Source organism: Bdellovibrio sp. ZFWA1 (assembly GCF_056175665.1).
This window is the reverse complement of record NZ_JBJKJH010000001.1, coordinates 1,309,477-1,336,116: the sequence shown is the minus strand read 5'-3', so window position 1 is coordinate 1,336,116 and position 26,640 is coordinate 1,309,477. Positions and strand designations below refer to the sequence as shown.

23 protein-coding genes and 2 pseudogenes are annotated in these 26,640 nt (G+C 41.6%); 12 read left to right on the top strand and 13 right to left on the bottom strand.

Annotation, left to right across the window (positions count from 1 at the left end):
• Position 1: 1 nt before the first annotated feature.
• From AC04MN_RS06390 to AC04MN_RS06365, 6 genes and pseudogenes are all read right to left on the bottom strand, one after another.
• Positions 2-607, bottom strand: a complete 606-nt coding sequence (locus tag AC04MN_RS06390) for a hypothetical protein (protein WP_475382354.1) — start codon at positions 605-607, stop codon at positions 2-4.
• Entirely contained in the window at positions 597-1,037 is a 441-nt protein-coding gene (locus tag AC04MN_RS06385) for a hypothetical protein (protein WP_475382971.1), read from the bottom strand. The genes AC04MN_RS06390 and AC04MN_RS06385 overlap by 11 nt, the downstream gene beginning before the upstream one ends.
• Before the next feature lie 105 nt (positions 1,038-1,142).
• Positions 1,143-1,268, bottom strand: a pseudogene (locus AC04MN_RS06380) (hypothetical protein); the annotation flags it as partial.
• Between the two features lie 184 nt (positions 1,269-1,452).
• Positions 1,453-3,909 (bottom strand): annotated as a pseudogene (secA, locus tag AC04MN_RS06375) (preprotein translocase subunit SecA); the annotation flags it as partial.
• Between the two features lie 123 nt (positions 3,910-4,032).
• The gene (locus AC04MN_RS06370; protein ID WP_475382964.1) at positions 4,033-4,497 is read right to left on the bottom strand and encodes a tRNA (cytidine(34)-2'-O)-methyltransferase; all 465 of its coding nucleotides are present in this window, start codon (positions 4,495-4,497) and stop codon (positions 4,033-4,035) included.
• A gap of 10 nt (positions 4,498-4,507) precedes the next feature.
• A complete protein-coding gene (locus tag AC04MN_RS06365) occupies positions 4,508-5,107 on the bottom strand; it encodes a gamma-glutamylcyclotransferase family protein (RefSeq protein WP_475382353.1) in 600 nt (199 codons plus the stop codon).
• A 158-nt stretch (positions 5,108-5,265) separates the two neighbouring features.
• Here AC04MN_RS06365 and AC04MN_RS06360 point away from each other — a divergent pair, with 158 nt between their 5' ends.
• The 5 genes from AC04MN_RS06360 to AC04MN_RS06340 all read left to right on the top strand — a co-directional run bounded on the left by AC04MN_RS06360 (position 5,266) and on the right by AC04MN_RS06340 (position 10,111).
• Positions 5,266-5,604 (top strand): P-II family nitrogen regulator, encoded by a 339-nt coding sequence (locus tag AC04MN_RS06360; RefSeq protein WP_475382963.1) that lies wholly within the window; start codon positions 5,266-5,268, stop codon positions 5,602-5,604.
• A gap of 28 nt (positions 5,605-5,632) precedes the next feature.
• Positions 5,633-7,048 (top strand): type I glutamate--ammonia ligase, encoded by a 1,416-nt coding sequence (gene glnA / locus AC04MN_RS06355; protein WP_475382352.1) that lies wholly within the window; start codon positions 5,633-5,635, stop codon positions 7,046-7,048.
• A 22-nt stretch (positions 7,049-7,070) separates the two neighbouring features.
• Positions 7,071-7,469 carry a glycine cleavage system H family protein gene (locus AC04MN_RS06350; RefSeq protein WP_475382351.1) on the top strand — a complete coding sequence of 133 codons (399 nt, stop codon included), beginning with the start codon at positions 7,071-7,073 and terminating at the stop codon, positions 7,467-7,469.
• A gap of 156 nt (positions 7,470-7,625) precedes the next feature.
• Positions 7,626-9,173, top strand: a complete 1,548-nt coding sequence (locus AC04MN_RS06345) for a sensor histidine kinase (protein ID WP_475382350.1) — start codon at positions 7,626-7,628, stop codon at positions 9,171-9,173.
• Between the two features lie 38 nt (positions 9,174-9,211).
• Complete coding sequence (locus AC04MN_RS06340; protein WP_475382349.1) at positions 9,212-10,111, top strand: DMT family transporter; 900 nt, start codon at positions 9,212-9,214, stop codon at positions 10,109-10,111.
• Here AC04MN_RS06340 and AC04MN_RS06335 read toward each other — a convergent pair.
• The 3 genes from AC04MN_RS06335 to AC04MN_RS06325 are packed head-to-tail and all read right to left on the bottom strand — an operon-like array spanning position 10,083 to position 14,589.
• Complete coding sequence (locus AC04MN_RS06335; RefSeq protein ID WP_475382348.1) at positions 10,083-12,143, bottom strand: S9 family peptidase; 2,061 nt, start codon at positions 12,141-12,143, stop codon at positions 10,083-10,085. The genes AC04MN_RS06340 and AC04MN_RS06335 overlap by 29 nt on opposite strands.
• A gap of 55 nt (positions 12,144-12,198) precedes the next feature.
• Complete coding sequence (locus tag AC04MN_RS06330) at positions 12,199-14,097, bottom strand: Lnb N-terminal periplasmic domain-containing protein (RefSeq protein WP_475382347.1); 1,899 nt, start codon at positions 14,095-14,097, stop codon at positions 12,199-12,201.
• Positions 14,098-14,118: 21 nt separating this feature from the next.
• Positions 14,119-14,589, bottom strand: a complete 471-nt coding sequence (locus AC04MN_RS06325) for a DUF3015 family protein (RefSeq protein WP_475382346.1) — start codon at positions 14,587-14,589, stop codon at positions 14,119-14,121.
• 254 nt (positions 14,590-14,843) lie between these two features.
• On the opposite strand from AC04MN_RS06325, the gene AC04MN_RS06320 reads away from it, so the two are divergent.
• From AC04MN_RS06320 to AC04MN_RS06300, 5 genes are all read left to right on the top strand, one after another.
• The gene (locus AC04MN_RS06320; RefSeq protein WP_475382345.1) at positions 14,844-15,509 is read left to right on the top strand and encodes a recA protein; all 666 of its coding nucleotides are present in this window, start codon (positions 14,844-14,846) and stop codon (positions 15,507-15,509) included.
• The gene (locus AC04MN_RS06315) at positions 15,457-16,797 is read left to right on the top strand and encodes a DNA polymerase Y subunit UmuC family protein (protein WP_475382344.1); all 1,341 of its coding nucleotides are present in this window, start codon (positions 15,457-15,459) and stop codon (positions 16,795-16,797) included. Before AC04MN_RS06320 ends, AC04MN_RS06315 begins: the two co-directional genes overlap by 53 nt.
• Positions 16,781-20,020 (top strand): DNA polymerase III subunit alpha, encoded by a 3,240-nt coding sequence (locus AC04MN_RS06310; RefSeq protein WP_475382343.1) that lies wholly within the window; start codon positions 16,781-16,783, stop codon positions 20,018-20,020. Before AC04MN_RS06315 ends, AC04MN_RS06310 begins: the two co-directional genes overlap by 17 nt.
• 69 nt (positions 20,021-20,089) lie before the next feature.
• Positions 20,090-20,476: a group II truncated hemoglobin gene (locus AC04MN_RS06305; RefSeq protein ID WP_475382342.1), complete on the top strand. Its 387-nt coding sequence runs from the start codon at positions 20,090-20,092 to the stop codon at positions 20,474-20,476.
• Positions 20,477-20,478: 2 nt separating this feature from the next.
• A complete protein-coding gene (locus AC04MN_RS06300) occupies positions 20,479-20,862 on the top strand; it encodes a HEPN domain-containing protein (RefSeq protein ID WP_475382341.1) in 384 nt (127 codons plus the stop codon).
• Here AC04MN_RS06300 and AC04MN_RS06295 read toward each other — a convergent pair.
• Positions 20,859-22,808 carry a PAS domain-containing hybrid sensor histidine kinase/response regulator gene (locus AC04MN_RS06295; RefSeq protein ID WP_475382340.1) on the bottom strand — a complete coding sequence of 650 codons (1,950 nt, stop codon included), beginning with the start codon at positions 22,806-22,808 and terminating at the stop codon, positions 20,859-20,861. The two genes, AC04MN_RS06300 and AC04MN_RS06295, sit on opposite strands and share 4 nt — an antisense overlap.
• A gap of 200 nt (positions 22,809-23,008) precedes the next feature.
• Between AC04MN_RS06295 and AC04MN_RS06290 the strand changes: the two genes are divergently transcribed.
• Positions 23,009-23,371 (top strand): DUF1428 domain-containing protein, encoded by a 363-nt coding sequence (locus AC04MN_RS06290; protein WP_475382339.1) that lies wholly within the window; start codon positions 23,009-23,011, stop codon positions 23,369-23,371.
• Here the strand turns inward: AC04MN_RS06290 and AC04MN_RS06285 are convergent, their stop codons facing one another.
• The 3 genes from AC04MN_RS06285 to AC04MN_RS06275 form a co-directional block, all read right to left on the bottom strand.
• Positions 23,372-23,842 carry an FKBP-type peptidyl-prolyl cis-trans isomerase gene (locus AC04MN_RS06285; RefSeq protein ID WP_475382338.1) on the bottom strand — a complete coding sequence of 157 codons (471 nt, stop codon included), beginning with the start codon at positions 23,840-23,842 and terminating at the stop codon, positions 23,372-23,374.
• 84 nt (positions 23,843-23,926) lie between these two features.
• A complete protein-coding gene (locus AC04MN_RS06280; RefSeq protein WP_475382337.1) occupies positions 23,927-24,217 on the bottom strand; it encodes an RNA recognition motif domain-containing protein in 291 nt (96 codons plus the stop codon).
• 249 nt (positions 24,218-24,466) lie between these two features.
• Positions 24,467-24,934 carry a hypothetical protein gene (locus tag AC04MN_RS06275; RefSeq protein WP_475382336.1) on the bottom strand — a complete coding sequence of 156 codons (468 nt, stop codon included), beginning with the start codon at positions 24,932-24,934 and terminating at the stop codon, positions 24,467-24,469.
• Between the two features lie 312 nt (positions 24,935-25,246).
• On the opposite strand from AC04MN_RS06275, the gene AC04MN_RS06270 reads away from it, so the two are divergent.
• Positions 25,247-26,185 carry a hypothetical protein gene (locus tag AC04MN_RS06270; RefSeq protein ID WP_475382335.1) on the top strand — a complete coding sequence of 313 codons (939 nt, stop codon included), beginning with the start codon at positions 25,247-25,249 and terminating at the stop codon, positions 26,183-26,185.
• Positions 26,186-26,640: the final 455 nt, after the last annotated feature.

The window sequence follows — 26,640 nt, the reverse complement described above, 5'->3', positions numbered from 1 at the left end:
TTTATTTCGAATAAATTATTGGGGAAGATAACTGGTCTTCTTCAGCATCGGCATCCTCATGGGTGCCTTTTCTTTTTTTAGTCTTTGTAGCCCCAGTTTCGCCCTCTTTCACCGACTCTTCTTTAACAGGGTACTGCTTACGAACTTTAGTTAGAACGCCTCGCACGCGGCCTTCCAAGGACATTTGACTTTCCATTTCCTCAAGGCTTTTCACCTCTAGGCGTTCATACTTACGATCACCTTTGACACCTTTTTCCGGAAATCGATACATAAGGAAAGCCCGCTCACGGTCGTACTCTTTTGAAGCTTCCATATAAGATTTGTGCTCTAAAACAAGCTGCTTTACTATTTCTGATAGCCTAGCTTCGCTATGCGAAGTTGCTTTTTCTTGGACCAGGGCTTGAATATTTTTTTCATGAGTTTCGACTTTGGCCTTTAAAGCCTGCACCCTGGCCGATACTTCCTGCCAACCATCTTCCTTCTTCTCGGTTTTGGCCTCTTCCTTCTTTTCACCTTCTTTAGCCGGTGCCTCTTCTTTTTTTGCATCTTCGTTGGCAAATGCAAGCAAACCAACTAGCAAGACAGGGATAAAAGCTTTATAGAACATCTTGTCTCCATGAAAACTTAACAGGTAAAGATTGAAGGCGATCAATCAATACATAAGCTTTAACTAGCGGAAGATTAGAAATCTCTAAAACTCCGCCGTTTATTTTTGCCATTAATTCTTTTGCTTCCCACCCAAAGCGAGTGTCCGTAACCGCTTCTTCCACCAATGAATAGACTTTCGCGGAATCAATGGCAGAAATAGTCAAAGTATAACTAATCCCGCCCCCGACCTGCGGGCTATTTCCGAAATCGGCGATATCACTTAAATCGGAAGAATCGTTTACTGAAGACTCAAATGTCACGGCACCCACAGGAGAGTTGAAATCATAATTTTCAACCGGAGCAGATTCATTTGGCTCTTCAATCGAAGCAAAGGCATTATCTATTGGTGCATCGTCCAGCGGTTGTGACGACTCAAAAGACTGGGACATAAAATCATTTGTCAGGGGTGCTTCCTCATTAGGAACATTTTCAAACAAATTTTCGGATTCGTGACTAGCTATTTCCGGGGTTCCATCCCAACTAACAAAAAAAATGCCGGCACATGAGGGGCATGTATACAACGCCCCAAAGTGCCGGTCACTGATCTCTACTTGATGTTGGCAGAGAGGACAAGAGCTCAAATTATCTCTTACCCTTCTCCATGCGTCTACGATCTGCACGGTTCATCTTTGCATCCTCTACGGGCCCACTAGAAAAAGTCATTTTTCTTTTTACCGGAGCCGCATCACTGGCAGAACCAGATTCAGAAGTTGAAAAATCCGCACCGATATCAGAATCACTTGGAGCTGAGTAATTCAATTCACTAAGATCCGTCTCTTCAGGCATCAGGCTTTCAAGTGCATCTTCCTGAGATTGTTCCGAAACCAGCTGGATACGCATGATTTTCTCGATCGCATCAGCTTTAATTCTAGAGTTCAAAGATTCAAAAGCCTTGAAAGCTTCTTTTTTGTACTCAATCAAAGGATCTTTTTGAGCGTATCCACGCAAACCGATGCCCTCTTTTAACTTATCAATAACATAAAGGTGATTCTTCCAGTGATGATCAATCGACTGCAAAAGAACCATCTTTTGAAGCTGCTCAAAGAAAGGTCCCATTGATTGTTTCTGATTGTCATAAACGTGCTTCACGCCAGCTTTAACAGCCTCTGTAATCGCCTCTTGATTTTTTGGCAGGGTCTCGAAATCAATCTTAAAGCCGAATGTCTGAGCTAAAGAATTATTCATCGCCTCAAGATTCCAAGATTCAGGTCTACTGTCTTCAGGCATATTGCCATCTAGGATATCCGAAACAACCTCACCCAACCAATCCAATGAAGTTCTTTCGATGTCTTCACCAATAAGAACTTTTTTACGCATACCATAGATAGCATTACGCTGCTGATTCATCACAGTATCGTATTCCATTAGATTTTTACGAATATCAAAGTGATGCCCTTCAACTTTGCGCTGAGCGCCTTCGATAGCATTAGTAACCATTTTCGCTGTGATCGGTTCATCCTCTGGGATGTTTAACATTTCCATGATCTTCTGAATTCGATCACCGTTAAAGATACGCATTAGGTTATCTTCTAAAGAAAGATAGAATCTGGATTCACCCGGATCACCCTGACGACCAGCACGACCACGCAATTGATTGTCTACCCGACGTGAATCGTTTCGCTCGGTACCAATAATGTACAAGCCACCCGCTTCTCGAACCTCAGCTCGCTCTGACTCACACTGAGTCTTAAGCTTTGCCAATGTCTCGACGTATTCTGGGGCTTCCTCGCTGCCACAAACTTTTTTGGCTAGCATTTCGGCGTTACCGCCCAACATGATATCGGTTCCACGCCCGGCCATGTTCGTCGCAATTGTAACGGCACCTTTACGACCTGCTTGCGCAATGATTTCCGCTTCGCGCTCGTGGTGTTTCGCATTCAGAACTTCATGTTTTACACCCTCTTTTTTCAACCAGTTGCTTAACGCCTCTGATTTTTCAATCGAGTTTGTACCAACAAGAATCGGCTGCCCCTTAGAATGACGCTCTTTAATGTCTGCTGTAATTGCCTTATATTTGGCAACTTCAGTTTTGTAGACAACATCATCTTGGTCCGCACGCTTGATAGGCTTATTCGTTGGGATGACATTCACTTCAAGTTTATAGATTTTATTAAACTCTACAGCTTCAGTGTCCGCTGTACCCGTCATGCCGGCCAATTTATCATACATACGGAAATAGTTTTGGAACGTAATGGTCGCTAAAGTTTGGTTTTCAGATTTAACTTCAACACCCTCTTTAGCCTCAATAGCTTGGTGCAAACCATCAGACCAACGACGACCAGGCATCAAACGCCCCGTGAACTCGTCAACGATCATAATTTCGCCATTGCTAACCATGTAATCAACATCACGACGATATAAATGATGAGCCTTTAAAGCTTGATAGACGTGGTGAAGAATCTCGATATTTTGAGGATCATAAAGGTTATCAATTCCCAGCAGCTGTTCAACCTTTGCGTTTCCAGCATCCGTCAAAGATGCAGTTTTCGATTTTTCTTCCATCGTGAAGTGCTCATCTTTTTTCAAATGAGGAACTATGGAATTAACCGCATAATACTTATCCGTAGAGGCTTCTGCCGGTCCCGAAATAATTAACGGAGTACGAGCTTCATCGATCAAAATCGAGTCGCACTCATCCACGATGGCAAAGTGGTGAGGTCTTTGCACATAATCGTTGATGTCAAACTTCATATTGTCACGAAGGTAATCGAACCCTAGTTCGTTGTTCGTGCAATAAGTTATATCGCAATTGTACATTTCTTTGCGTTGCTGATCATTTAACCCGTGAACAATAATTCCTGTTGAAAGACCCAGCCAACTATACAATCGACCCATTTGCTCGGCATCACGTTTTACAAGGTAGTCGTTGACCGTCACAACGTGAGCACCTTTACCCGTCAAAGCATTCAAATACACTGGCAAAGTTGCAACTAAGGTTTTACCTTCACCGGTTCTCATCTCGGCGATTTGCCCGCGATGAAGTACAATTCCACCGATTAGCTGAACGTCATAGTGACGCATGCCCAACACCCGTCGAGAAGCCTCACGACAGACCGCAAATGCCTCTGGCAAGATATCGTCGGTCGTTTCACCGTTCTTCAATCTTTCTTTGAATTGCAGAGACCGAGCTTTAAGCTCATCATCGGTGAGCTTCTGCATCTCTGGCTCTAAAGAGTTAATCTTATTCACGATCGGCTGAATTTTCTTCATTTCCCGTTCGTGCTTCGTCCCAAATATTTTAGCTAAAACTTGTTCAAACATAGCCCTAAGAGGATAGACCTTATATGTAGCCCGGGCAAGAAAGGGCGCACATAGTCCTGCGTCATTATAGCGAAATGCTTCGGAATTTATGATTTTTAAGCCTAAATCAAAGCAATTCTGACTTTAGTCGTGTTTAGGAACTCCAACCTGCCGAATTCCTTCGTATGCACCGATCGCAACCGCTGTTGCCAAATTAAGAGAGCGAACGGGTCCAAACTGAGGAATTGTAACGGTTTGATCGGGATACTTGGCAAGCAAGGCAGGATCCAAGCCCTTTGTTTCTTTCCCAAAAACCAACCAATCGCCCTGGCGGTATTGGGGGTCAAAATAAGTACGCTTTGTTTTTGTAGTAAACATCCACACCCGAGAAGGATCTTCAACCAAAGACCACCAGTCCTCAAAAGTTTTATGCTGATGCCATTTTAGATGTACCCAATAATCAAGGCCCGCCCGCTTAAGATTGGTATCATTGATTTCAAAACCCAATTTACCAACTAGATGAAGTTCGCAATTCGTACCTACACATGTACGTCCGATATTCCCCGTGTTTTGGGGAATTTCAGGTTCGATCAATACAATTCTAAACATCGGTTGCTGATTATCCAAGATATCTATACACCTCTTGGCCTAACTTAGACAAAGCCAGGCGGCGCCCTTTATCCACAATTAGTTCCAAATTCATAAGTTCTCGATACAAAGGCAAATCGATCGGCACGATTTCACGCCCCGTCGCCTTACCAAGGCGTTGAATATAGGTGGTCTGCTTTTCGGTCAAGATCGATGTTAAAACAGGCTTCTCTTTCATCGAACCCAACCAATCCCCACCATCTACGACAACGGCATTGCTCGGAATCTTTTTAGGGTTCGCAAAATACACCCAAGCCGAGGTTGTTTGGCCATCCTCTGTCAAAATCGAAACTTCCTCTCGGAAGTGCAAGCTTTTGTCAGGCTGTTGCGAATTTACACCGTGAAACTCATCCAGCAAATGAATCAACAGATCCGTCGTTCGAAGCTCTACCAGATGCCCAGAAACGAGGTCTTGCCCCTCTCGGACCACAACTGGAAAGCCAACCTTTAAACGATAAGCCGTTGCTTTTACTGAAGCATTTTGAATGCTCTCGACGAATGACTCTATTCTGGAATAGTGAACCATCCCCTTCATCATAGAACCAATAAAGAAGAAACGCGTCGTTGTCATGATCCCCCCTCAGAAATACAAGACTAAATGGTGCGTGCTTCGAAGAAGCTGGGTGTGTATCAAAAACCACAAGGTAAAACAAGATTATCAATCTGCGTTAATTCTGCGTCTTTGACTAAAATTTCAATTCCGCTATGATTTTAAGAACTTCGGTAGATATGAAAAAATTGGAAGCCATAATCAAACCTTTTAAGCTTGACGATGTCGTTGATGCCCTCTCGGAAGTGGGCATCGAAGGCCTGACCGTGACTGAAGTTCGCGGATTTGGACGACAAAAAGGACGTTCGGAAGTTTACAAAGGAGCGGAATATGTTGTCGATTTTTTACCAAAAATAAAAATCGAAACAGTGATTAACGACAGCTTGGTGGACTCTGCAGTCGAGGCGATTCGCAAAGCCGCCTATTCAGGGAAAATTGGCGACGGCAAAATTTTTATTATACCTGTTGAAGGCGCCTTACGAATTCGTACGGGCGAAAAAGATGAATCTGCAATTTAAATTGAAATAAGAAATTAATGGAGGCTCCATGACTGCTAAGGATGCATTAAAGTTTGCTGCTGAAAAAGGCGCAAAGATGGTTGATTTGAAATTCTGTGATCTTATTGGAACTTGGCAACACCTAACGGTTCCCCTTCATCAGTTGACTGAAGAAACTTTCGAACAAGGCTTTGGCTTTGACGGAAGCTCCATCAGAGGCTGGAGAGGCATCGAAGAGTCTGACATGATTATCAAGCCAGATCCTGCAACGGCGCAAATGGATCCATTCATGGAAGTTCCGACGCTATCGTTGATTTGTGATGTATGCATGCCCGAGAGTCTAGAAGCTTACGAAAGGGACCCTCGTCAAATCGTAAAAAAAGCTTTAGCTTACATGCAATCAACAGGAATTGCTGACACAGCTTATTTTGGACCTGAGGCTGAATTCTTCATCTTTGATGACGTTCGTTATGATCAAAAAAATCACTCGGGATTCTACTCTGTTGATTCTGCTGAAGCTGCTTGGAACACCGGCCGCGATGAAGGTGGCCAAAATCTTGGCTATAAAGTTCGCCACAAGGAAGGTTACTTCCCGGCATTGCCCACGGATACCTTGCAAGATCTAAGATCTGAAATCTGCCTAGAGCTAGAAAAAGTTGGAATGGTCGTTGAAAGACATCACCACGAAGTTGCCTCTGCAGGACAATGTGAAATCAACTTCCGATTTGATGATGCAGTTAATATGGGCGACAAGATGATGTGGTTCAAATACATCGTTAAAAACGTTGCTTTAAGATACGGCAAGACTGCGACATTTATGCCAAAACCAATTTTTGGCGATAACGGTTCAGGAATGCACATCCATATGTCACTTTGGAAAGATGGCAAAAACTTATTTGCCGGAAACAAATACGCAGGACTTTCCGAAATGGCTTTGCACTTCATCGGTGGCGTGTTGAAACATGCTCCAGCACTTTGCGGAATCATCAACCCAACGACCAATTCGTATAAGCGCCTTGTCCCCGGCTTTGAGGCCCCAACCAAATTAGCTTACAGCTTTAAGAATAGATCTGCAGCAATGCGTATTCCAAACAGCGGCCCAAATCCGAAAGCAAAACGTATTGAATTCCGCACTCCAGATCCAACTGCTAATATCTACCTAGCTGAAGCTGCAATTTTAATGGCCGGAATCGACGGAATTGTGAATAAGATTCATCCAGGCGATCCACTTGATAAGGATATCTACGGACTTTCGCCTCAAGAAGCGGCTGGAATTCCGTCAGTTCCAGGGACATTGGAAGAATCATTGATCAATCTTAAAAACAACTGTAGCTTTTTAAAGAAAGGCGACGTCTTTAGCGATGATCTTATCGAAACCTGGATTCAATGGAAAATTGATAAAGAAATTCGTCCCGTGCAACAACGACCAACGCCGTACGAGTTCCACTTGTACTACGATTGCTAATGTTGGTTAAAAAGGAGATAGCATGAGCAATGTACGCAATTTCATGGGCTACCTTTGGGTCCAAGAAGAAGATGGAATCGTAACTATTGGAATCAACGAAGATGGCCTAGCTGACTTCGAAGAAATCAGCTCGGTCGAGCTTCCAGCTGAACATGAAGCTGTGGACTCGGACGTAGTTATCGGTACTATTGAAACAGATGATGGACCACTAGATATCTATTCTCCTGTTTCGGGCACAGTTATCGAAGTAAATTCCAATGTCGTTGATGAACCATCGATCATCATGGAAGACCCTTACGAAGAGGGCTGGCTAATTCGCATCGAAGCTGACGAGGAATCCGACGATGAGGATGATGAAGAAGATGACGATGACGACGACGATGAAGAGGACGAGGACGAAGATTACGAGGATGAAGAGTAATCTATCTTAATACTCAATTTGTCGAACAAGTTTTAAATAAAAAGTGGGGCGCAATCCCCACTTTTCTCATTCTGAGACAGTAAATTTTAAAGAATTACCGGCGTTTAAAGCCAGCTTTCTTCCAATTCATATAAAATTATCTAGAGAACAAATTATATGAATTCGATGGTTCCAAGTTCACTTTCAAAACGACTACTGCTTTATACGTGGCTGACGACAGCAATAGCCACGATGTTCTTCACTATTGTGACGATTGGGACCGAATACGCAGAGGACCGAAAGAAAATATTTAATCAAATTGATGTCATCAAAAAATCTTGGGCAGATAGCATCGCTAACAGCGCCTGGAGCCTTGACGAAACCATGCTCCAGGCCCAACTCAAAGGTTTATCGCAACTTGAGGGTGTATCCTATGTCCATATCTTTGATCAAAAAGGCACAGTTTCTTCAATAGGCCAGCGCAATCCAGAAGAAAGTCGAATTTATATTATTGAACTTAATAAGCATGATCGAAAAGTTGGCACCATGGAAATCCAACTTGATTTAGATTCGTTAAATGCAAAGTATATCGGCAAAGCCGTAAAAACCTTAATTTTGCAGGCACTGAAGGCCTCACTTGTAACGCTGCTCTTGTTTTATATCTTTGAGAATACTGTGACTCGCCATCTCCATTCATTGATTCTTGCTATTAAAAAGAAAGAGAATCGCAAAGAAGAATCCGAATACGTCATCCCCAATAAAGTAAAAATGGGTGATGAAATAGATATCCTTTTAGAAAAACTAAATGAAAACCGAAGCCTGGCGATTCAATCTCAAAAGAAGCTTTCGAAACTAAATGCAAATCTTGAAGATCAGGTCAAAGAGCGAACAGAGGAATTAAATTTAAAAAATCAGGCACTCGAAGAATCCCTGGATCAATTGACTAAAGCTCAACAGCAAATTTTGGCACAACAGAAAGTTCTATCACTAAATGAGCTTGCAAAAGCACTGGCTCACGAACTTAGAAACCCACTAAATCTGATCACCAATTCGTTGATAATCATCGAGCAAAATATGGATGATAGAAATATTCAATTTTCAACTTCAGATCAGGAAAATGATGTGAACACGGCAATTTCAATAATTAAAAACAATGGTGATCGCATCGATAAGCTTATAAAGAAAATGAATGGGCTGTACTCGGAATCAACGAAGTCTGAGCTAACAACAAGCAATGAAACAGATATTAAAGAGGAAGCCACCCGCATAGTGAAATTTTTTGAAGGGGCAGCACAGTTAAATCCCAACAATAAAGTTCGCTTCTATATCCATACAAATCTAAGCGAGCAGTTAGCTCTAATCTCACCGTCGGACTTTAAAGTGATTTTAAATTCGTTGATTGAAAATGCTGTTTTCTTTTTGAATGAAAAGGCCGAAAAGTCACAATCAGAATATCTTCCCCGATTAGATGTAGATTTAGATCAAGTTGGAGACTTCTTTACCATAACTGTTCGAGATAATGGGCCGGGCATACCCCCCGAAAACTTGAGCAAAGTTCTAGATCCATTTTTTACTACGAAATCAGGAACTCTTGGCTCGGGCTTAGGCTTGGCTCTTGTTGCGGACCTTGTACAAAAGCATTCTGGCCAAATCCAAATAAAGTCGGTTTTGGACTCTTACACAGCTATTATCGTCCAACTACCTGTTTTCAAAAAGGCGGCTTAGACATTGCCAGCTAAAGCATTCGGATCGATACTAATTTCATGACAGCATTTTTTGGCTCGAATCTGTTTCTGTACCTTGTTTGCACCAGTATCTGGGGCTCTACTTGGTTGGTTATCACCTTTCAATTAAAGTCTGCCAGTCCGATCACATCAGTGTTTTTTCGTTTCCTGATTTCTTGGATGTTAATGCTTGCGTGGAGCTTAGCAACAAAAACCCATTTAAAATTCTCGAAAAAGGCTCACCTCTATTTTGCGATTCAAGGCATATTTATGTTCTCGATCAATTATATGCTGACCTACATTGCCGAAACAAAAGTGAGTTCGGGCTTAGTGGCCCTAGCCTTTACTAGCTTGATTTACTTTAATCTGGCCTGGATGACCTTTCTTTATAAAAAGAGGTCTAGTAAAATTACGCTCTTTGGAATTGGCTTAGGCACAATTGGAATCACAATGATTTTCCATCACGAGTTAGAGCGCTTTCAATTTAGCACATACACCATACTTGGAATTCTCACCTCGGTTCTGGCGACACTTTCTGCCTCGGCAGGAAATTGGGGCGCTTTCCGAGTTCAACAAATGAAGATTCCCGTCATAGCCGGCAATACATGGGCAATGTTATATGGAACAATGTTTACTTTTATTTGGGGAACAACAACTGGAAATTCATTTCAAGTTAATTGGAATTTTGAATTTATCTGGTCACTTCTATATTTAGCCGTGTTCGGTACTGTCATCGCTTTTGGAGCTTATCTGACCCTATCCTCAAGAATCGGAGCCGAAAAAGCGGCCTACACCAGTATCATCTCGCCCGTGATAGCTTTAACTTTATCTGCAATGTTCGAGGATTTTCACTGGACCCCCGCTATCATTGCAGGGGTCCTCATTTGTTTTATTGGAAACTATTTTACCCTTAAGCCAAACCGAACTTCGAAAGGATAAATGCATATTCCTCTGCATTTTCACCTAAATGATCGAAGCGACCCGAGGCTCCGAAGTGGCCTGCACCCATATTAGTTTTGAAAATAAGTGTATTATTGTCAGTTTTATATTCGCGCAACTTAGCGACCCACTTTGCGGGCTCCCAGTAAGTCACTCGAGGGTCATTCAATCCACAAGTCACAAACATATGCGGATAGTCCGTTTTCTTAACATTGTCATAAGGCGAGTACGACTTCATATAGCGATAGTACTTTTTATCGTCAGGATTTCCCCACTCTTTGTACTCCATTTGAGTCAACGGAAGATCTTTATCCAACATCGTATTAACAACATCCACAAAAGGAACATGGGCTACCACGACATCAAACAGATCTGGGCGCATATTCATGCAAGCCCCCATCAACATGCCGCCAGCACTACCACCAGCAATTGCCAATTTATCTGGCGCACTGTAACCAGCTTTCTTCAAAAAATCGGCGCAAGAAATAAAGTCTTTAAATGTATTCATTTTCTTAAGAAACTTTCCATCTTCATACCATTTTCTACCCATTTCACCGCCACCTCGAATATGAGCAAGAGCGTAGACAAAACCACGATCGATCAATCGATACATATCGCGATAGCTAGGAAAGGAATCTGGAATTGTTGCTCCGTAAGAGCCATATCCGTACAAATAGGTAGGATTTTTAAAATTCTTTTTAATCCCCTTTTTGTAGGTCAGCACCAAGGGAATTTTTACTCCATCATGCCCCTTCACCCAAACTCTTTCACAAATATATTTTTTAGGATTGTGACCTTTGACGAAAACTGTTTTTAATGTTTTCGATTTACGAGTATTCATATCATAGTCAATAACGCTAGCCGGAACTATTGGCGAGGCATAGCTGATTCTTAGGACATGAGTCTCGTATTCGTAATTATCAGGGTGAACTGAAACAGTATAAGCCGCATCTGCGAATTTAATTATGTGGCTTCTATTAGTCTGGAGATCATAAATACGGATTTGCTGTAGTCCATTCTCGCGCTGACTGATCACCATATATCGCTTAAAGAAATGAACCGAGTCAATCATCACCTTTGGATTGTGCTTAATGAAGTCACTCCATTTTTTAATCGACGTATCTGTTAAAGCGCATCTAGCTACCTTAAAATTAAGCGCCTTATGATTGGTTGTAATCCAAAAGTTATCGCCGTTATGGTCAACATCGTACTCGACACCCTCGATGCGAGGCTGAAAGCACTTTGCCGGTATGCTTGGATTGTGCGCATCAATGTACCAAATTTCCGAAGTCACTTTCCCATGACTTCCTATGAAGATGAAATTACTGGAAGCTGATTTTCCAATTCCCACGAAATGCTTCGAGTCTTTTTCTTCAAAAACCAAAATATCTTTTTTGGAGTCTGTCCCCAAAATATGCTTAAACACACGGTATGGTCTGAGATTCTCATCTAGGACTGTGTAGAAAATCGTGCTGTTGTCGTTGGCAAACGCATAAGACCCGTTGCTGTTTTTCAGCTGATCTTTAAGCATTTTCCCTGTTGTTAAATCTTTAAAATAAATCGTATAGCGTTCCGAGCCATCGAAGTCCGCAGCGTAAGCATAAATATTTTGATTGGGACTAACGCTGTCATTTGTAACATGAGAATACTTTTTTCCCTTAGCTACAATATTTCCATCTAAAAGAGTTTGCTCTTTTCCATTACCATTCTTTGGCTTGCGAAGTTCTATGGCGTATTGTTTGCCTTTTTTAAAACGACGATAGTACAGCCATTCTCCATAAGGAGCTGGAACCGAGGCATCGTCTTCTTTAATTCGAGACTTCATCTCTTTAAAAAGTCGATCTTTTAATTTTCCCAACGGCTTCATATGCTGTTCGAAATATGCGTTCTCTTCTTTTAGATATTTCATGGTCAAAGGATTTTCTTTTTCCCTTAGCCAGAAATAGTCATCAATTCGAGTATCGCCATGCTTCGAAATTTTAAAAGGTTTTTTAGGGGCCACTGGTGCTATATTAGATATATTTTTCTTCATAGGCCTCATCGTAACAAGGCTTGTTCTGCAGAATCAAAGACAATTTCAATCAACTTTAAAAGCTGAACCAATAGCTCGCCCCTAAACGATAGCGTTTTTCACTGTAGATATACAAATCAGAATTCATCGACAATTCATTCACCACCGAAAAACGCAATTCTTGATTTTTTCTTAGGTAAAGACTTGCCTGCAGCTGAACTTCAGTGGCATCGGTTCGAATTTTCCATTCGGGCTCACGTAGATAGTTCAGCATCGAAATCCAGGCTTTGGCTCGACCCCATTTTTTTATCAATCCTGCCTCTAACGAGGTTACATATCGACTGGATGCCACAGAAAATTTTTGCTCTTCGATCAGTTCGGGATTTACAAACACATAAGTCAACAGCGATTGATCCATCCACTCCCAAGACAACCCCACACCTGCTTTAAGGTAATATTTCTTTTCGAGGTTCCATCCACCTTCGGCTCTCCAGCTAGGTTTCCATTCAAAACTTTCGATGGGAAAGAACGAGGTTAAGTTCACTGCTGTAAGATCCAAGACACGAGTCTTCTTTGGTTGCACCTGCATCAGCAAATTAAAAAACTCTAGATGGCTCCAAGGAATATACCCATCATCTGGGCTTAACAGATCATGATATCCCGGGCGAATACCTAATAACATACCGGAATACTGTGAATCGACGTGAATCTGACCAACGATATTTTTATGACTCAAGTTCGGACTGAATTCCTTTTTTTTATACGGAATCGCTTTTGAGGTAGCTCCCATCGAAGCCCGTTTTAATGCAACCTGCCTGAATCTTTGAATAATTTCTTCAGGTAAATAATCGGCGGATGCAGTCTTCTTTTTATAGTCATAAAATGCCAAAACAGTATCTACAACCTCGACATCAACTTCATCCTGCACTTGCTCTGGATGGCGAATAATTTGTTGATATCTATAAAGCTTGGACTGATCCAAACTCTTTAATCTATTTATAAATCTTTTACGAATAGAGGGTGTATAATACTCGTTATCAGAATCTCCTAAATGATCAGTCACCTCTTTATATGTACTGATCGGGGTTACATAGTAGGTTGGCCACCGAAAGTTGAACTTTTGATGTAGCTGCATGCCTGGCCGTCCATAGTCCAGCGCCGTTAAGATTCGATAAGAACAATTCTTCGTAAAAAAGTAGTATCCAAAAGAAGTTGTCGTATAGCTTTCCCAAATATGCTCGACCACCCGCTCAACTTCGGCCTCGGTAAAGTTCAGTGGCATATACCACAAGTCCCTGCTGTCCCAGCCGGAATACTGGTTTGCCATCACATAAAAAGGACTGATCTGATAACGAGCAGAATAGCCCCCAAGAAGCCCCTTGATAGAATACCAAATTGATTTTTCATCTTCTGGAGAGGTATCGGCTGAAAAATTCACAGCATAATCCATCAAACCTTCTGCTGAATCAAAAGGCTCGTGCTTTGAAAACAACAAAAAGGTATGACCAAACATCGATGCTGGATTATTGGGAAATGCGTCGCTAAATATTAGTACCAACTTCGACCCTACGAAACTCTGTTTCCATTTTTCATAATCTGGACAGGGCACGTTCTTAAATTTAATCTTTAAATTTTGTTCTAAGAACTTCTTGCGAGTCGGAAATGCGCAAACTATTGGCTGCCGAGCATATCCCCATGGCAACTCGGGATCTTTCAGAAAGACTTCTAAGTTTGCACGCAACTCTGATTCAGGATTCACTCGACCATCGCGAGCTAGAAAAAATGCAGCTTCGGCAGCGTCACTCTGCCAGCCCCCCGTCAGAGTGGGCTCATATTGAAGTTGGTTCAACCAAATCTCATCATAAGCTAACTGCTGAAGCTGTTGCTGCTGTTGAGGGTCTTCAAAATTAAAAATGGGCTGAGAGTACGCAAAGCCTCCCCAGCCCATCATAAACGTAAAAAGTAGGAGTGCCATAAGCACTCATACTAATCCGAATTAAATTTGATTGTTAGAGCAAATTTTAGCAGTTTCCATTGTGCTGCGAGTGTTACGCACTAGATCTGCAGGTTGAACTTTTGAATTGTTGAAGATCTCGCCATAGTTTGACTGAGTTGCTTTAGAGAAAGCTCCAACTTCAGAACCAGTGCAACCCATAGCTAAAGCAAAACCTTTCAAGTGTTCGCCCTGACCTTGGCTCATTTCCATCATTAGCTCATGGAAATTAGACTCTGCGTAGTGAATATCTTTTTTGCTATTTTCTACGATCGAGTGCTTTGCACATCCAGAAGTTCCTGACGTCATGCCAAGTGTGCTAGATGTTACTGCGTTCGTGATTGTACGAGAGTACGAAGACACTAACGAGTTTTTAGGTAGGACTTCCCAACCCAATCCACATCCGCTGCTGCCGTCTGCTGCGTAAGCATTCATTCCAAAAGCCATCAAAATAGTTGCGATCATATACTTCATAAGAAACTCCTTTTTTCTTGGGTCCTTAAAGTCTGACTGAATTATGAGGCTTATTCAATAGAGGCTAGATGAGTTTTCAGTTAAATTTCCATAAAATCAAAAGGGGCCGGCAACATGACTAAAGATTGAAACTTATAAGCTATTAATAATACAGGAATAAATAGGTACTTTAAGGAGTGGTCCAGATTCTTCATTGAGGGCTTGATTTACATATTATTTACAGTGTAATTAATATGTAAGTAAGAGGTTGAAATATGGACCCCATAGTGAAAGAAAAAATCCCTACTGAGCTTCATGGACACTTTATAAAGCCAGAACACGTCGCCCCTCCCGCAGGCAGCCCTACCGGCATCGCAATGGTTGATGATTTCTTATTATGGAGAGGCCTCCCCAAGGGCGATATCTCGTTATTTCAAGGGGCACCAGGGACGGGCCCCACCTCTTTGTGGATATCCTCGATGGCTAAGGCCCACCAAAAAGGAGCCTGGACCGCTTGGATTAATGGCGATAGCACCTTGTTGCCCGCACACCTACAACATCGCCAAATCAATCTAGAAAAATTGTTAGTCGTAGAAAAGCCAGAATCTCATGAAAAACTAGTTTGGATTTTACAAGAATTGATCTCAAGTTCACTTTTCGAGGTGATTGGCTGCGAGCTTGAAAAGCTTCATCTTAAAAATCATCAAATTCAAAAACTTAAAAAGCTTTGCCGATTACACAGGGTCTCTTTGGTTTTTGTCGCTCACTGTAACGAGAAATTTATCAATCCTTTGTTCAGTTTGGTTATGAACTTCAAAAGGGATTTCGTAACTATCAAAAGAGCCTTACATCGCCCAACACCTTTTTCATTTCCAGGGAGTTTGATCCATGAGAGTGCTTTGCCTCAACTTGCACACACAAATCGAAAACTCTTGCGCTGAGGCTTTTGTCTGCCTTAGCCCTCAAGTTCAGTTTCGATTTCCGTCTTATATTTTCATAGAGATCTCAGGCTCTGCTCATTTACTGGGTGGAGAGCTTAAATTATTTGGCAAGGCACTAGAGATTGCAGAACAGCTTGTACAATCTTACGGCGGACTACGTAAAGCAAGTGGCGCCATTGCAGACTCCCCCACTTCTGCACAGGCGCTTTGCGACTGGAATAGTGGTTGTATTTCCGTTCCTGGCCAAGACGCACTTTCTTTATCCCCCCTCCCTCTGGACTCCATTCGGAGTCTGGAGGGGCTCCAAATTTGGCCAAGAAAAAAGCAAATTGATAACACCATCCAGTTCTTTCAAAGCCTGGGTATGTTTACCTTAGAAGAAGCCTCTAAATTTAGTCTGAGCTCATTTCGTGAGCGCTGGGGACAAATAGGGGTTTCAATATGGAATCGTCTTCATGGCAAAGAGGCTCAGGTGATCTCACCCTTTATCCCCCGAGATCCCCTGACCTCTTATGCCTACTTTGAATATCCCGTCAGCCAAGTAGAGCTGTTAATGAATCAACTTGAGCAGAACTTAACTCCTCTGTTTTTGCGCCTACAAGGATTGGGGCGTTTCGCCCGGCGAATCGAGTTGATTTTGCACTGCGAATATTCAGACCACCAACATCAGCTAGCAGTAGAACCTGTCTCACCCACCAGAGATCGCCAGCTTTTTCAAGATCTTTTAAAAAACAAGCTGGAAAAGGTCTCTTTAGAAAATCCCATTCGCGAAATGGAGATTAAACTTATTGATGTGATTGAAAAAATTCAACAGCTTGATTTCTTTGAACCGCGTGATACGACAGAAGATCGCTGGCGACGCCTTATTAGTTTTGCAAAAGAAAACCACTGCCCTATGGGGTTTTTACAAATGCAAGCCAGCCATTTTCCCGAAGACAGCTTTAAGCTTATTACTGACAAACCTGAAAAATTTATTTCTCAGGATAAGCTGACCGAAAAAGATCAAGCTCTTCAGGTTCAAAGAACTTATGCCAAAGAACTCGCGCGAAGCCCTCGCCCCAGCTTATTAATGAGTGATCCAAAAGTCTTATCTAATTATGAAATTCAAAACTTAAGATTTATCTCGAAGCTCCCCATCGAACGCATCGAGTCTCATTGGTGGGAGCTAACGGATAAAGAAATCAAAAATCGCGATTACTACTTTGCGCTCTCAAATGATGGCCAAATGATGTGGGTTTTCCAGGATCGCATGACGACACAATATTACTTGCATGGGTACTTCGATTAAAACAAAGCTTCCTGCTAAACATTCAGCACAAATTCTTGAAAAAGAAAAGCGACCTAAGGGCTTTGTCGAGCTTTTGGGTCGCTCCTATTTTTCGTTCCTTCAGGGAACATCCCAACCCGAAGAAATTGTTACCGAAGCGATACGTTTAGGATATTTAGGTGTAGGAATTTGTGACCTTAATGGCCTTTATGGGGTCGCCAGGGGATTTCAAAGATACAAGACTCCCTCTTCATTTGAAGCCGAGTTAAATGCTAAAGAAAATTTTAAGTATCTTATCGGTAGCGAACTGACTTTAACCGACGGCACTCACATTACGTTAATTCCCATGAATAAGAATGGTTATCAAAATCTTTGTCTTTTGATAACTCTTGGAAAGCGGCAGGCGGCAAAAGGATTTTCAAGGCTATCACTAAGACAGATCGAAAAACATAGCGAAGATCTTTTGGCTCTTCCTATTCTTCCTTTCGATGAGGATCGTTTTGTAGATCTTCAAAATATTTTTAAAGAGCGACTATATATTCCTATTTGGCGCGACCTCACCTGGGAGTCCCGAGAACTCAATCGATATGCATTTGATCTTGAAAAGAAATATCAAGCACAGTTGGTGGCAACGCAGCGGCCTTTTATGCACTCTGCTGGCAAGAAGCCTCTTTTTGATGTCATGACCTGTATTCACCAACATCTAACTTTAAATCAGGCAAAAGACAGATTGATTCAAAATGCGGAAAGATCTTTTAAAAGCTTCGATGAAATTTGCAACTTGTGGGCTGATCGCCCCGATCTTGTGGAAAAGTCTGTTGATATCGCAAACAAGATTCATTTCAGTCTGGATGAGATACGCTATCGCTATCCGCGGGCCTTATTAGCAGAGAACCAAACTCCGACCGATCGTCTACGCGAACTCTGCGAGCAAGGACTTGCATGGAGATATCCCAAGGAAACTCCTTCAAAAGTCCGTAATACGATAGAGCATGAGTTAAATCTTATTTCTGAACTTCAATACGAAGACTATTTCTTAACCTTATATGAAATATGCCAATTTGCCCGTGAAAAAAATATTTTATTTCAAGGCCGAGGCTCTGCGGCTAACTCGGTCGTTTGCTTTTGTCTAGGGCTGACCTCTGTGGACCCAATCGAAGTTGATCTGCTCTTTGAAAGATTTCTGTCAAAAGAGCGGGGCGAACCTCCGGATATTGATATTGATTTTGAGCACTCCCGACGCGAGGAAGTGATTCAGCATATATATGAAAAATACAATGAACAACATGCCGCCATGGTATGCACGGTGATTCGCTATCGGTCACGCATGGCTTTAAGAGAAACTGCCAAAGTATTTGGCGTCCCTTTGGATAAAGTAAATCAAATTATTAAATTCATGGGCCGAGATGGAATGCGACGTCTTTTCGAGGATCCGCAAATACATACTAAATTTGGTATTGCCGAAGGAACTTGGAAGTTGCTTTTGCAAATGGCCCATGAGCTTCATGGATGCCCTCGACACCTAGGAATTCATACTGGCGGCTTCATCATCACTCACAATCCACTGAATGAAATGGTCCCCGTAGAAAAAGCCACCATGAACGGTCGCTATGTCATTCAATGGAACAAAGATGACGTCAACAGCCTTAAGCTGATGAAAATCGATATTCTTTCTTTGGGAATGCTTACTTGCTTACGCCGCTGTTTCGATCTTTTGCGAGAGCATAAAAAAATTAATTTCAATTTGGCTTCGATCCCCTCGAATGACAAGGCAACTTACGATATGATTGGACGGGCCGAGACTGTTGGAGTATTTCAAATTGAATCACGGGCACAGATGAATAATCTACCCCGCATGAAGCCTCGTTCATTTTACGATCTTGTTATTGAAGTGGCATTGATACGCCCAGGCCCTCTGCAAGGGGGAATGGTTCATCCCTACTTAAGACGACGACAAGGACTTGAAAAAGTCACTTATGCCCACCCCGACTTGGTTCCGATACTGCACAAAACCTATGGAGTTCCCATTTTCCAAGAGCAAGTTATGAAAATTGCAATTGTGGCTGCGGGGTTCTCTCCTGGGGAATCCGACGAATTGCGAAGAATCATGTCTTCGGCCTGGAGAAAAAAAGCAACAATGGATGGAATTTACGATCGAATTCTTTCGGGAATGCTGGCTCGAGGCATTCGCGAAGAATACGCTCAGCAAATTTATAAAACATTAGAGGGCTTTGCTAGTTATGGTTTCCCAGAAAGTCATGCGGCAAGCTTTGCTTTATTAACTTATGCTAGCTGCTACTTAAAATGTCATCACCCCGATGTCTTTGTCTGCGCCCTATTAAATAGTCAGCCTATGGGCTTCTATGCCCCCCGTACTTTAATTTTAGAGGCCCAGCAAAACCAGGTTCGATTTTTACCTATCGATATTAATGAATCCAACTATGACTACCAACTTATTGGCACTTTACAGCAGGATAGTGAATCAAAGCTATTACCGGTGCGAATCGGATTTAGATCTGTAGCCGGTATTCCCTCTGAAATATTAAAGTTTATTGAATCCGAGCGCACTACGAATGGAATTTATAAAGACTTAGCTGACTTTATTCGTCGTACAGAATTTCCTCGTGGTGTTCTTATCAAACTTGCAGCCTCCGGGGCTTTTCAGTGTTTTGAAAATAATGTGCGTCATCTTATTTGGCATATCGAAAGTCTTAGCTTAGACCAAGGAAGTTTCCTATGGGGCCTTCCCAAAGAGCAATTTAAGAAAACCTCAGAGGATCTTGATGCAGAAAATGAAGATGAGTCTAAAAACGAATCCGACATAATCCCATTTGAATCGAACTGGGATCGCTTAAGACGTGAGTATGATCGAATGGGTTTTTCAATAACGGATCATCCAATGTCGATTTTGCGCACTTATTTGAATGCGAAGAATGCAGACTATCGCAATCTCAAATATATTCCCTACGCGCATAGTGATGATCTTAAATCTTATTCAAATAAAAATAAAATTCGAGTTGCTGGATTGATTGGTATCACTCAACGTCCACCAACAGCCAAGGGGATGTGTTTTATCACCTTAGAGGATGAATACGGGTTTATGAATATTGTGATTACTCCGGATGTCTATCAGCAGTATAGAATGAATATCTATGGCCGTTCTTTGATCGAGGTTCAGGGCACTGTAGAAAAATCCGGCCCGATTACTAACATTAAAGCTATTCGCGTCCTACCTTTAGGCTAATATAGACGACCACGCACTATCTAGGCAGTTTTTCTGGACATTAAAGACATTCAAATATAAATCAGCTGTATGGAAAAAACAGCTTACGAAATTTTGGGCGGAGAAGTCGTCTTAAAACAATTGATAAAACGCTTCTATGAAATCATGTGTGAACTTCCCGAGGCACAAGGGATTCGCCAAATGCACCCCCAGGATATATCAATTTCTGAAGATAAATTATTTATGTTTATGTCAGGGTGGCTTGGCGGCCCCAACTTATTTATCGAAAAATACGGACATCCCAGATTGCGAGCCCGTCATTTCCCCTTCAAAATCGGAAAGTCAGAACGAGATCAATGGATGATCTGTATGGTGCAGGCTTTCGATGATTGTAAAATTCAAGAACCAATTCGCACAGAACTCTTGCATTCATTACTGAATCTAGCTGATCATATGAGAAACCAACAAGAGGAGTAATCATGTCCGCTCATGTGAAGTCGCTGATAATTAAGGCTCAAGACGATCTAAACCTAGCTAAACAGCACCTTCACGACGAAAATCAGCATGATATCGTTGCTTACAATCTGGCCCAAGCAACTGAAAAATTGCTGAAAGCACTTTGTGAGATGAAGAATCTTGAATACCCAAGCGATGAAGACGGACATGATCTAGATCTTTTAGTGGAAACTCTCGAAGAAGCAAATTTTTCGGCAATTTCTTCACATGCAGATGTCATTGAACTGACTCAGTACAACTCCCCAAAAGCCTTTGTGCGAAAAGAAGATCGTCTAGATCTTGCCGAATATTTAGGATACGTGGAAAATCTTAAATCTTTAGTCGCCGAACAATATCGCCTTCACTAAGAGGCCATTGCCGGAGGTCTTAACTGCAGCAGATGATGTGTGGACAGGACCTTAATCGCAGCCCCCAACAGAAGATCTTTTTTAATCGGCTTTGAAATATAGCAATCAAAGCCGATATTTTTGCAGCGCTCGAAGTGATCTAAGTATGCACTGGCTGTTGTTGCAAAAATAATTGTGTCTTTATTAACTCCAGACCCCTTACGAATAGTTTCGGCAGCATCCATGCCGTCAACAACCGGCATCTGAATATCCATAAGAATAAGATCGAATTTCTTTTCCTGACAGATATCAATGGCCTCTTGGCCGTTGGCTGCAAAGGTAATATTGAATGGCGCCTTGGAAAAATACACCTTTAGCAAGTTTCGATTGTCTTCTGAATCATCCGCAATCATCAAATCTAAAGGCCGATCAGATGTAAAATTATCGAATCTATAGTTTTGAATTTCCTCGATAAGATCTTCCCCATTCAAGAAGATACGATCGACACTAGCCTGCATCTCGTTCAAAATGCTAAATTCAAATGTCGAGCCCTTCCCGAGTTGACTTCGAACAGTCACCTCTCCGCCCAATAAGTGCACAAGATTTTTAACTATCGATAAGCCCAACCCCGTACCCCCAAATGCTCGTGTTGAATCCTCTTCGACCTGATAAAAGGCATTAAAAACTAGCGGCAGTTTGTCGTTGGGAATTCCAATTCCTGAGTCGGAGACCAAAAAACTTAAATGCTTAGGAGGCAAATCCTTGACTACGACCGAAATAGATCCAGAATCCGTAAACTTTAAAGCATTACTTAATAAATTCGTTAAAATCTGGCGCAGTCGCTTTTGATCAGAATGAACTGCTGTTTTTACATCGGAATCAATTGACCAACTAACCGAAATGCCTTTTGCTTTTGCGCGAAACTCGTGAAGCTCGACCACCTCTTGAACCAGATGCCGCAAATCAAATAGACTCTTCGCAATCTTCACATCGCCATGCTCGATCTTGGAAAAATCTAAAATCTCGTTAACGATGCTGAGTAAATGCTTATTCGATCTATTGATAACCTCTACGTGCTTCCGATGCTCTCCAACCAGACTTTGATCATCTAACAGAGTTTCAGTTAATCCCAAAATAGAGTTCATGGGTGTACGAATTTCATGGCTCATATTTGCTAAGAACATTGATTTGGCTCGCGTGGCTGCTTCAGCTTTTTTTAAGCTCTCTTTCAGCGACTGTTCGTACTTTTTTAGTTCTGAAAGATCTAATGCAAACTTAGTTACTTTATAGACTTTACCCACCCTATTAAAGACTGGATTATAAGATCCTTGAATCCAAACCGAATGACCATCTTTCGCTACTCGTTTAAATTCACCAGCTAAAAATTCTCCGGACGAGAGTCTTTGCCAAAAGGCCTTATAATAGCCGGAGTCTTTTTCGGTAGCATCGACAAATAAAGAATGGTGCTTCCCTACAATTTCATCCAAGTTGTATCCCATAAGCTTCAGAAAATTGTCGTTGGCCCACATAATGAAACCGTTTGGATCAAACTCGATCACATTGTTAGACCGATTTATAGCCATCATCTGTTGCTCTATACTCAGGGAAAGTGTCTTCTTTTCAGTTATGTCCTGAGAGATCAGAATCACCTCTGTTACATTTCCTTCTTGATCGAAAATCGGCGTGTAGACAGATTGTAGCCAAATTTCATTTTGATTCTTACGCAGGCGCCGATACTCTCCAGACTGAGACAATCCGGATCTTAAATTTTCCCAAAATCGGTAATACTCTATAGATGAGTGTTCAGCAGGGAGCACTAAAATAGAATGATGTCGACCAATGATCTCGGAAGCTGAATATCCGACCATTTGCTGAAATTTCTCGCTAATATTTTTAACGATGCCTTTAGCGTCGAATTCGATAATCGCACTTGCCTCGGACAAAGCCGAAAAGTTTTTATCATTCATAGTTAAAGACTAGCATCTTTAGAAAATGACTATGAACAAAGTTTAGTTAATCTAAATAGAGTCTTTAGCAATTTGAATCAATTTCTGACTGCAAGATGAAGTAATTGCAACAAATGAGCGAGCTGAATCAGCTTGCAAATTCTTGTATCGAAACGATAATCAATTCATAGTGGCAGTAAATAAATTAAACAGGAGAATATATGGGAACTTATGTAGACGGGTTTGTAATTCCAATCCCAAAAACAAAGGTAAAGGCCTATAAGAAAATGGCCAAGATGGGGCGTGACACCTGGATGAAGCACGGTGCATTGGCATATTTCGAATGCCTAGCTGACGATATAAATCCAGCTTACGGAACAAGCTTCCTTAAAATGGCCCAAACTAAGAAAAATGAAACTGTGATCTTTGCTTTTATAGTATTCAAGTCAAAGGCACACCGCAAACAGGTCAACGCTAAGGTCCACAAGGAGTTTAGTCAGATGCCTGGTGCAGAGAATTTTTCAATGCCTTTTGATGTATCAAAAATGGCCTTTGGTGGCTTCAAGACCATGATTCAAGGTTAATTAGTGCAATAATTGAACAGACAAATCATTTTTAGCTGCGTCGACTTCTTCCGGCGTAGCATCTCGTGCCTCTAAAGTTTCGATTTCAAAAATGAGGTCCTGACCGGCAAGCGGATGGTTTCCATCAAGACAAACCATATCAGCGTAAAGTGAATTCACGACATAAACTTTTGCCATTCCATTTTTTCCAAAGATGGTCACGGTTTGTCCTACCGTAATATCTTTCAGTAATTTCTTTCTAGGATAATAGACAATCTTTTTGGGGTCATAAAATCCGTAAGCCTCTTCAGCTTTTAGGTTCACAATTCTTTTTTCACCCTTTGTGAGTCCTTGCAAAGCTTTGGCAAGGCCCAATAGCATCGCCCGGTCGTCATTAATACTAGTTAAAACATCCTTGTTATAAGTGGTGCTAATTAACTGACCCGTCCGATTTTTTAAAACGCAATTAAATGAAACAATTTGTGCAGTCATTAAACTCCAATCAAAGAAAAATAAAAACCGACCCCCAAGGGGGCCGGCTTAAAAGCACTTACAAAGTAACAACAAACTTTAGATCTAGTAACGGCGTGAATTAAATCCGCCGCCACCAGTACGTGGAGCCTGAGGTTTTGCTTCTGACACTTTAATCGCGCGACCATCCATCTGAGCACCATCTAGATGACTGATAGATTTCATTGCTTCGTCATTTGTCGACATTTCAACAAAAGCAAAGCCTTTGCTGCGTCCGGTATCACGATCCATGATAACCATTGCAGAGTTCACAGTACCAAACTCTGAAAATGCATTTGCTAAAGATTGGTCCGTTGCGGAATATGGCAAATTGCCAACGTATAACTTCGTACTCATAAAAACCTCCTATAGGCCTGAGCGCTATCTCGGAGAATATGAACAGAATGAACAAAGACTCTAAAAGCTAGCTGAACTTATAAACACACTAGCACACAATTTGGTTACTTATAGAAAAATAAAAGGGCCACGGTCATCTGAATCGATCTGACTAAGATAGTTTCAGATCGATTTGACATCGGCCCCCGACGACTTGAGCACCAAGGCGCTGAAAATCTATACTAAAGTTTGCGTTATTTTCACTGCGTATTACTGGCAACATCTAAAAGGCGCAGAGTATTCGTGGCGAAGCTTCCAACTTCCGTCAGAAAGCATACCCTCCCCTTCGTAGCCATCGTAGAAGTCGGTCCACTCTGGAATGTTTACTTTTCTGAAGGCTGAACTATTTTGCTGGACCTCATACAGTGCCTCTCCGCTACACAATCTGGCATTTTTAGAATTACAATATTTTTCAGCCCCAGACTGAGTCGCAACACCCTGTTCAGGTGCTTCAGACACACATAAAGATGGCTTAATATCATTAGGGCCATAATAGGCCCGCGTCTGGCGCATTGTTCTTGTATCCAGGACATAGACGAAACCTGCTTTACACTTCGTCGTCCGATCATCAGAAGAAAAAAACGAAAAGGCATTAGCCACAGAACTCAGGCTAAGAATGCTAGAAAGTGCACAACAATATATAATTAACGATTTAGATAGTTTGGTCCATTTGTTCATAAAAGCTCCTACTTATTGGTCGATTTTGAAGGAATATTGCCTAATCTCCGATTACCTTACTGTCGAACTTTTTTTCAACCATGAATATTATCAGAGTGCCCGCTCAGCCCTTAAAAGCATCAAAACTAATGCATTCGATCTAAAGCAAAATCTAAAAATAAATCCTTCAAAGTTTACTGATTTCTACAGCTAATTAAGAATTCCAAGCAAGTTTAATACCATGGACTGCAGTTGATAAGAGGTCCTAATACCAATAAAATATTGACCAAGAAAGCAGATGAAGCGCAACCTTGAAAAAAAGGGTTTAGTAGAATGAAAAAATCCCACAAGATATCAGTCATAATAGCTATCTTGCTTGCAGTTACGGCTTTAGTTGCAATTGATTTAAACTCTAAACAGGTTAGCTCCAACGAAAAATCTTCTGATATAGATAGTCTCGAAAAACCAAAGTCAATCGACAACAGTCTCAATTCGCAGTCATTAAACTTGGACAAAAAAGACAATGATTTAGAATCTTTAGGCAACACCGAATCAGAAAATATAAAAGAACCGGAAGAGTTAACTTTACAGGCGTTACGAAAATGGGAGGCCGAGATTGAGAAGTCATCTAAGGCGTTGTGCTTGGGTGGTTTGGCCGAACTTCAAAAGAAGTTTGAGGAAGCTACTGTTGAAGAAAAGAAGCATGACGATTGGATGGAGCGAACTGAAACATCGACCAGTGTTGAGGTGTTGAATGCTACCTCAAATTTCGCGCTAAATTTTCCAGCAAGTAGCGAGCTAATGAATTATTTAATACTTGGAAAGAACACCGAAGATCAAAAACGTCTTTTGGCTGGAAAGAGTCTGGACTCGCTTAAGAAACAAAGCTTCAAAGAACTCCAAGCCTACATCCCTTTACGGCAGATCCTTGAGGAAAGAACTTACTACAATTGGATGTTGATGAAGATTATTGCTCGAAACCCAAGTTTGGCAGCCTCTACAGAAACACAAGAACTTTGCGGTACATTTAATGACTTCAGCAAACCATTAACTCGCACCGACCTTGACAGCATACTTCAAAATTTTTTAACTAGGGCGCAAGTGACTGCCCAGGAAATCCAATATGATCCCGCATTTAACACCAAAATAAAATTGTCGGTATCAAAAGATGGTTTCCCAGAATACAACCTTCCTACTTGGACCGAGTGGCAAGTTCAAATGAAAGCAAGAAAGAATAAAGCGAAATTAAAGAGAGCGGACCAAAACCACTAGTCTCTAATTCGAAAGCCAACCGCCAAAGCTAGCCATAAAAAGTACTTGCTGTTTCGGACAGTATGAAAATGGTAGGGAGTACGGAAGTCGAAATTCGTTAATAATTTCAGGCCTTCTTTCTTAACCAACTACAAATAACTAAATTACTTCGCTAAGAGCTCGATTGGCTCACCATTTCTAAACTTTGCGATTTCTGTTTGACGATTTTCTTCTGCAATCTCCATCAGTTTCACCTAGGCATAACTCGTCATTAAGTTGTTTAGTTGGATTGTCTTCAAATAAACTCGTAACTGGATAGCAATCAAGGACCTAGACTCGATTAAGGTCGGTCTTAACATTCCAATAAATGGCTAATGAGACTCGGGGGCCGGCCTACGGAGGCCAAGTACCATTATTTGACTCACAATGAGAATTTTTGACGCAAATGTAAACTTTAAGTAGGAATGTATTCTTTA

What these genes read in the sequence shown, in the direction of transcription:
- AC04MN_RS06390 (WP_475382354.1), bottom strand. Translation starts at nt 607, where the DNA reads ATGTTCTATAAAGCTTTTATCCCTGTCTTGCTAGTTGGTTTGCTTGCA.
- AC04MN_RS06385 (WP_475382971.1), bottom strand. Translation starts at nt 1,037, where the DNA reads ATGTCCCAGTCTTTTGAGTCGTCACAACCGCTGGACGATGCACCAATA.
- AC04MN_RS06370 (WP_475382964.1), bottom strand. Translation starts at nt 4,497, where the DNA reads ATGTTTAGAATTGTATTGATCGAACCTGAAATTCCCCAAAACACGGGG.
- AC04MN_RS06365 (WP_475382353.1), bottom strand. Translation starts at nt 5,107, where the DNA reads ATGACAACGACGCGTTTCTTCTTTATTGGTTCTATGATGAAGGGGATG.
- AC04MN_RS06360 (WP_475382963.1), top strand. Translation starts at nt 5,266, where the DNA reads ATGAAAAAATTGGAAGCCATAATCAAACCTTTTAAGCTTGACGATGTC.
- glnA (WP_475382352.1), top strand. Translation starts at nt 5,633, where the DNA reads ATGACTGCTAAGGATGCATTAAAGTTTGCTGCTGAAAAAGGCGCAAAG.
- AC04MN_RS06350 (WP_475382351.1), top strand. Translation starts at nt 7,071, where the DNA reads ATGAGCAATGTACGCAATTTCATGGGCTACCTTTGGGTCCAAGAAGAA.
- AC04MN_RS06345 (WP_475382350.1), top strand. Translation starts at nt 7,626, where the DNA reads ATGAATTCGATGGTTCCAAGTTCACTTTCAAAACGACTACTGCTTTAT.
- AC04MN_RS06340 (WP_475382349.1), top strand. Translation starts at nt 9,212, where the DNA reads ATGACAGCATTTTTTGGCTCGAATCTGTTTCTGTACCTTGTTTGCACC.
- AC04MN_RS06335 (WP_475382348.1), bottom strand. Translation starts at nt 12,143, where the DNA reads ATGAAGAAAAATATATCTAATATAGCACCAGTGGCCCCTAAAAAACCT.
- AC04MN_RS06330 (WP_475382347.1), bottom strand. Translation starts at nt 14,097, where the DNA reads ATGGCACTCCTACTTTTTACGTTTATGATGGGCTGGGGAGGCTTTGCG.
- AC04MN_RS06325 (WP_475382346.1), bottom strand. Translation starts at nt 14,589, where the DNA reads ATGAAGTATATGATCGCAACTATTTTGATGGCTTTTGGAATGAATGCT.
- AC04MN_RS06320 (WP_475382345.1), top strand. Translation starts at nt 14,844, where the DNA reads ATGGACCCCATAGTGAAAGAAAAAATCCCTACTGAGCTTCATGGACAC.
- AC04MN_RS06315 (WP_475382344.1), top strand. Translation starts at nt 15,457, where the DNA reads ATGAGAGTGCTTTGCCTCAACTTGCACACACAAATCGAAAACTCTTGC.
- AC04MN_RS06310 (WP_475382343.1), top strand. Translation starts at nt 16,781, where the DNA reads ATGGGTACTTCGATTAAAACAAAGCTTCCTGCTAAACATTCAGCACAA.
- AC04MN_RS06305 (WP_475382342.1), top strand. Translation starts at nt 20,090, where the DNA reads ATGGAAAAAACAGCTTACGAAATTTTGGGCGGAGAAGTCGTCTTAAAA.
- AC04MN_RS06300 (WP_475382341.1), top strand. Translation starts at nt 20,479, where the DNA reads ATGTCCGCTCATGTGAAGTCGCTGATAATTAAGGCTCAAGACGATCTA.
- AC04MN_RS06295 (WP_475382340.1), bottom strand. Translation starts at nt 22,808, where the DNA reads ATGAATGATAAAAACTTTTCGGCTTTGTCCGAGGCAAGTGCGATTATC.
- AC04MN_RS06290 (WP_475382339.1), top strand. Translation starts at nt 23,009, where the DNA reads ATGGGAACTTATGTAGACGGGTTTGTAATTCCAATCCCAAAAACAAAG.
- AC04MN_RS06285 (WP_475382338.1), bottom strand. Translation starts at nt 23,842, where the DNA reads ATGACTGCACAAATTGTTTCATTTAATTGCGTTTTAAAAAATCGGACG.
- AC04MN_RS06280 (WP_475382337.1), bottom strand. Translation starts at nt 24,217, where the DNA reads ATGAGTACGAAGTTATACGTTGGCAATTTGCCATATTCCGCAACGGAC.
- AC04MN_RS06275 (WP_475382336.1), bottom strand. Translation starts at nt 24,934, where the DNA reads ATGAACAAATGGACCAAACTATCTAAATCGTTAATTATATATTGTTGT.
- AC04MN_RS06270 (WP_475382335.1), top strand. Translation starts at nt 25,247, where the DNA reads ATGAAAAAATCCCACAAGATATCAGTCATAATAGCTATCTTGCTTGCA.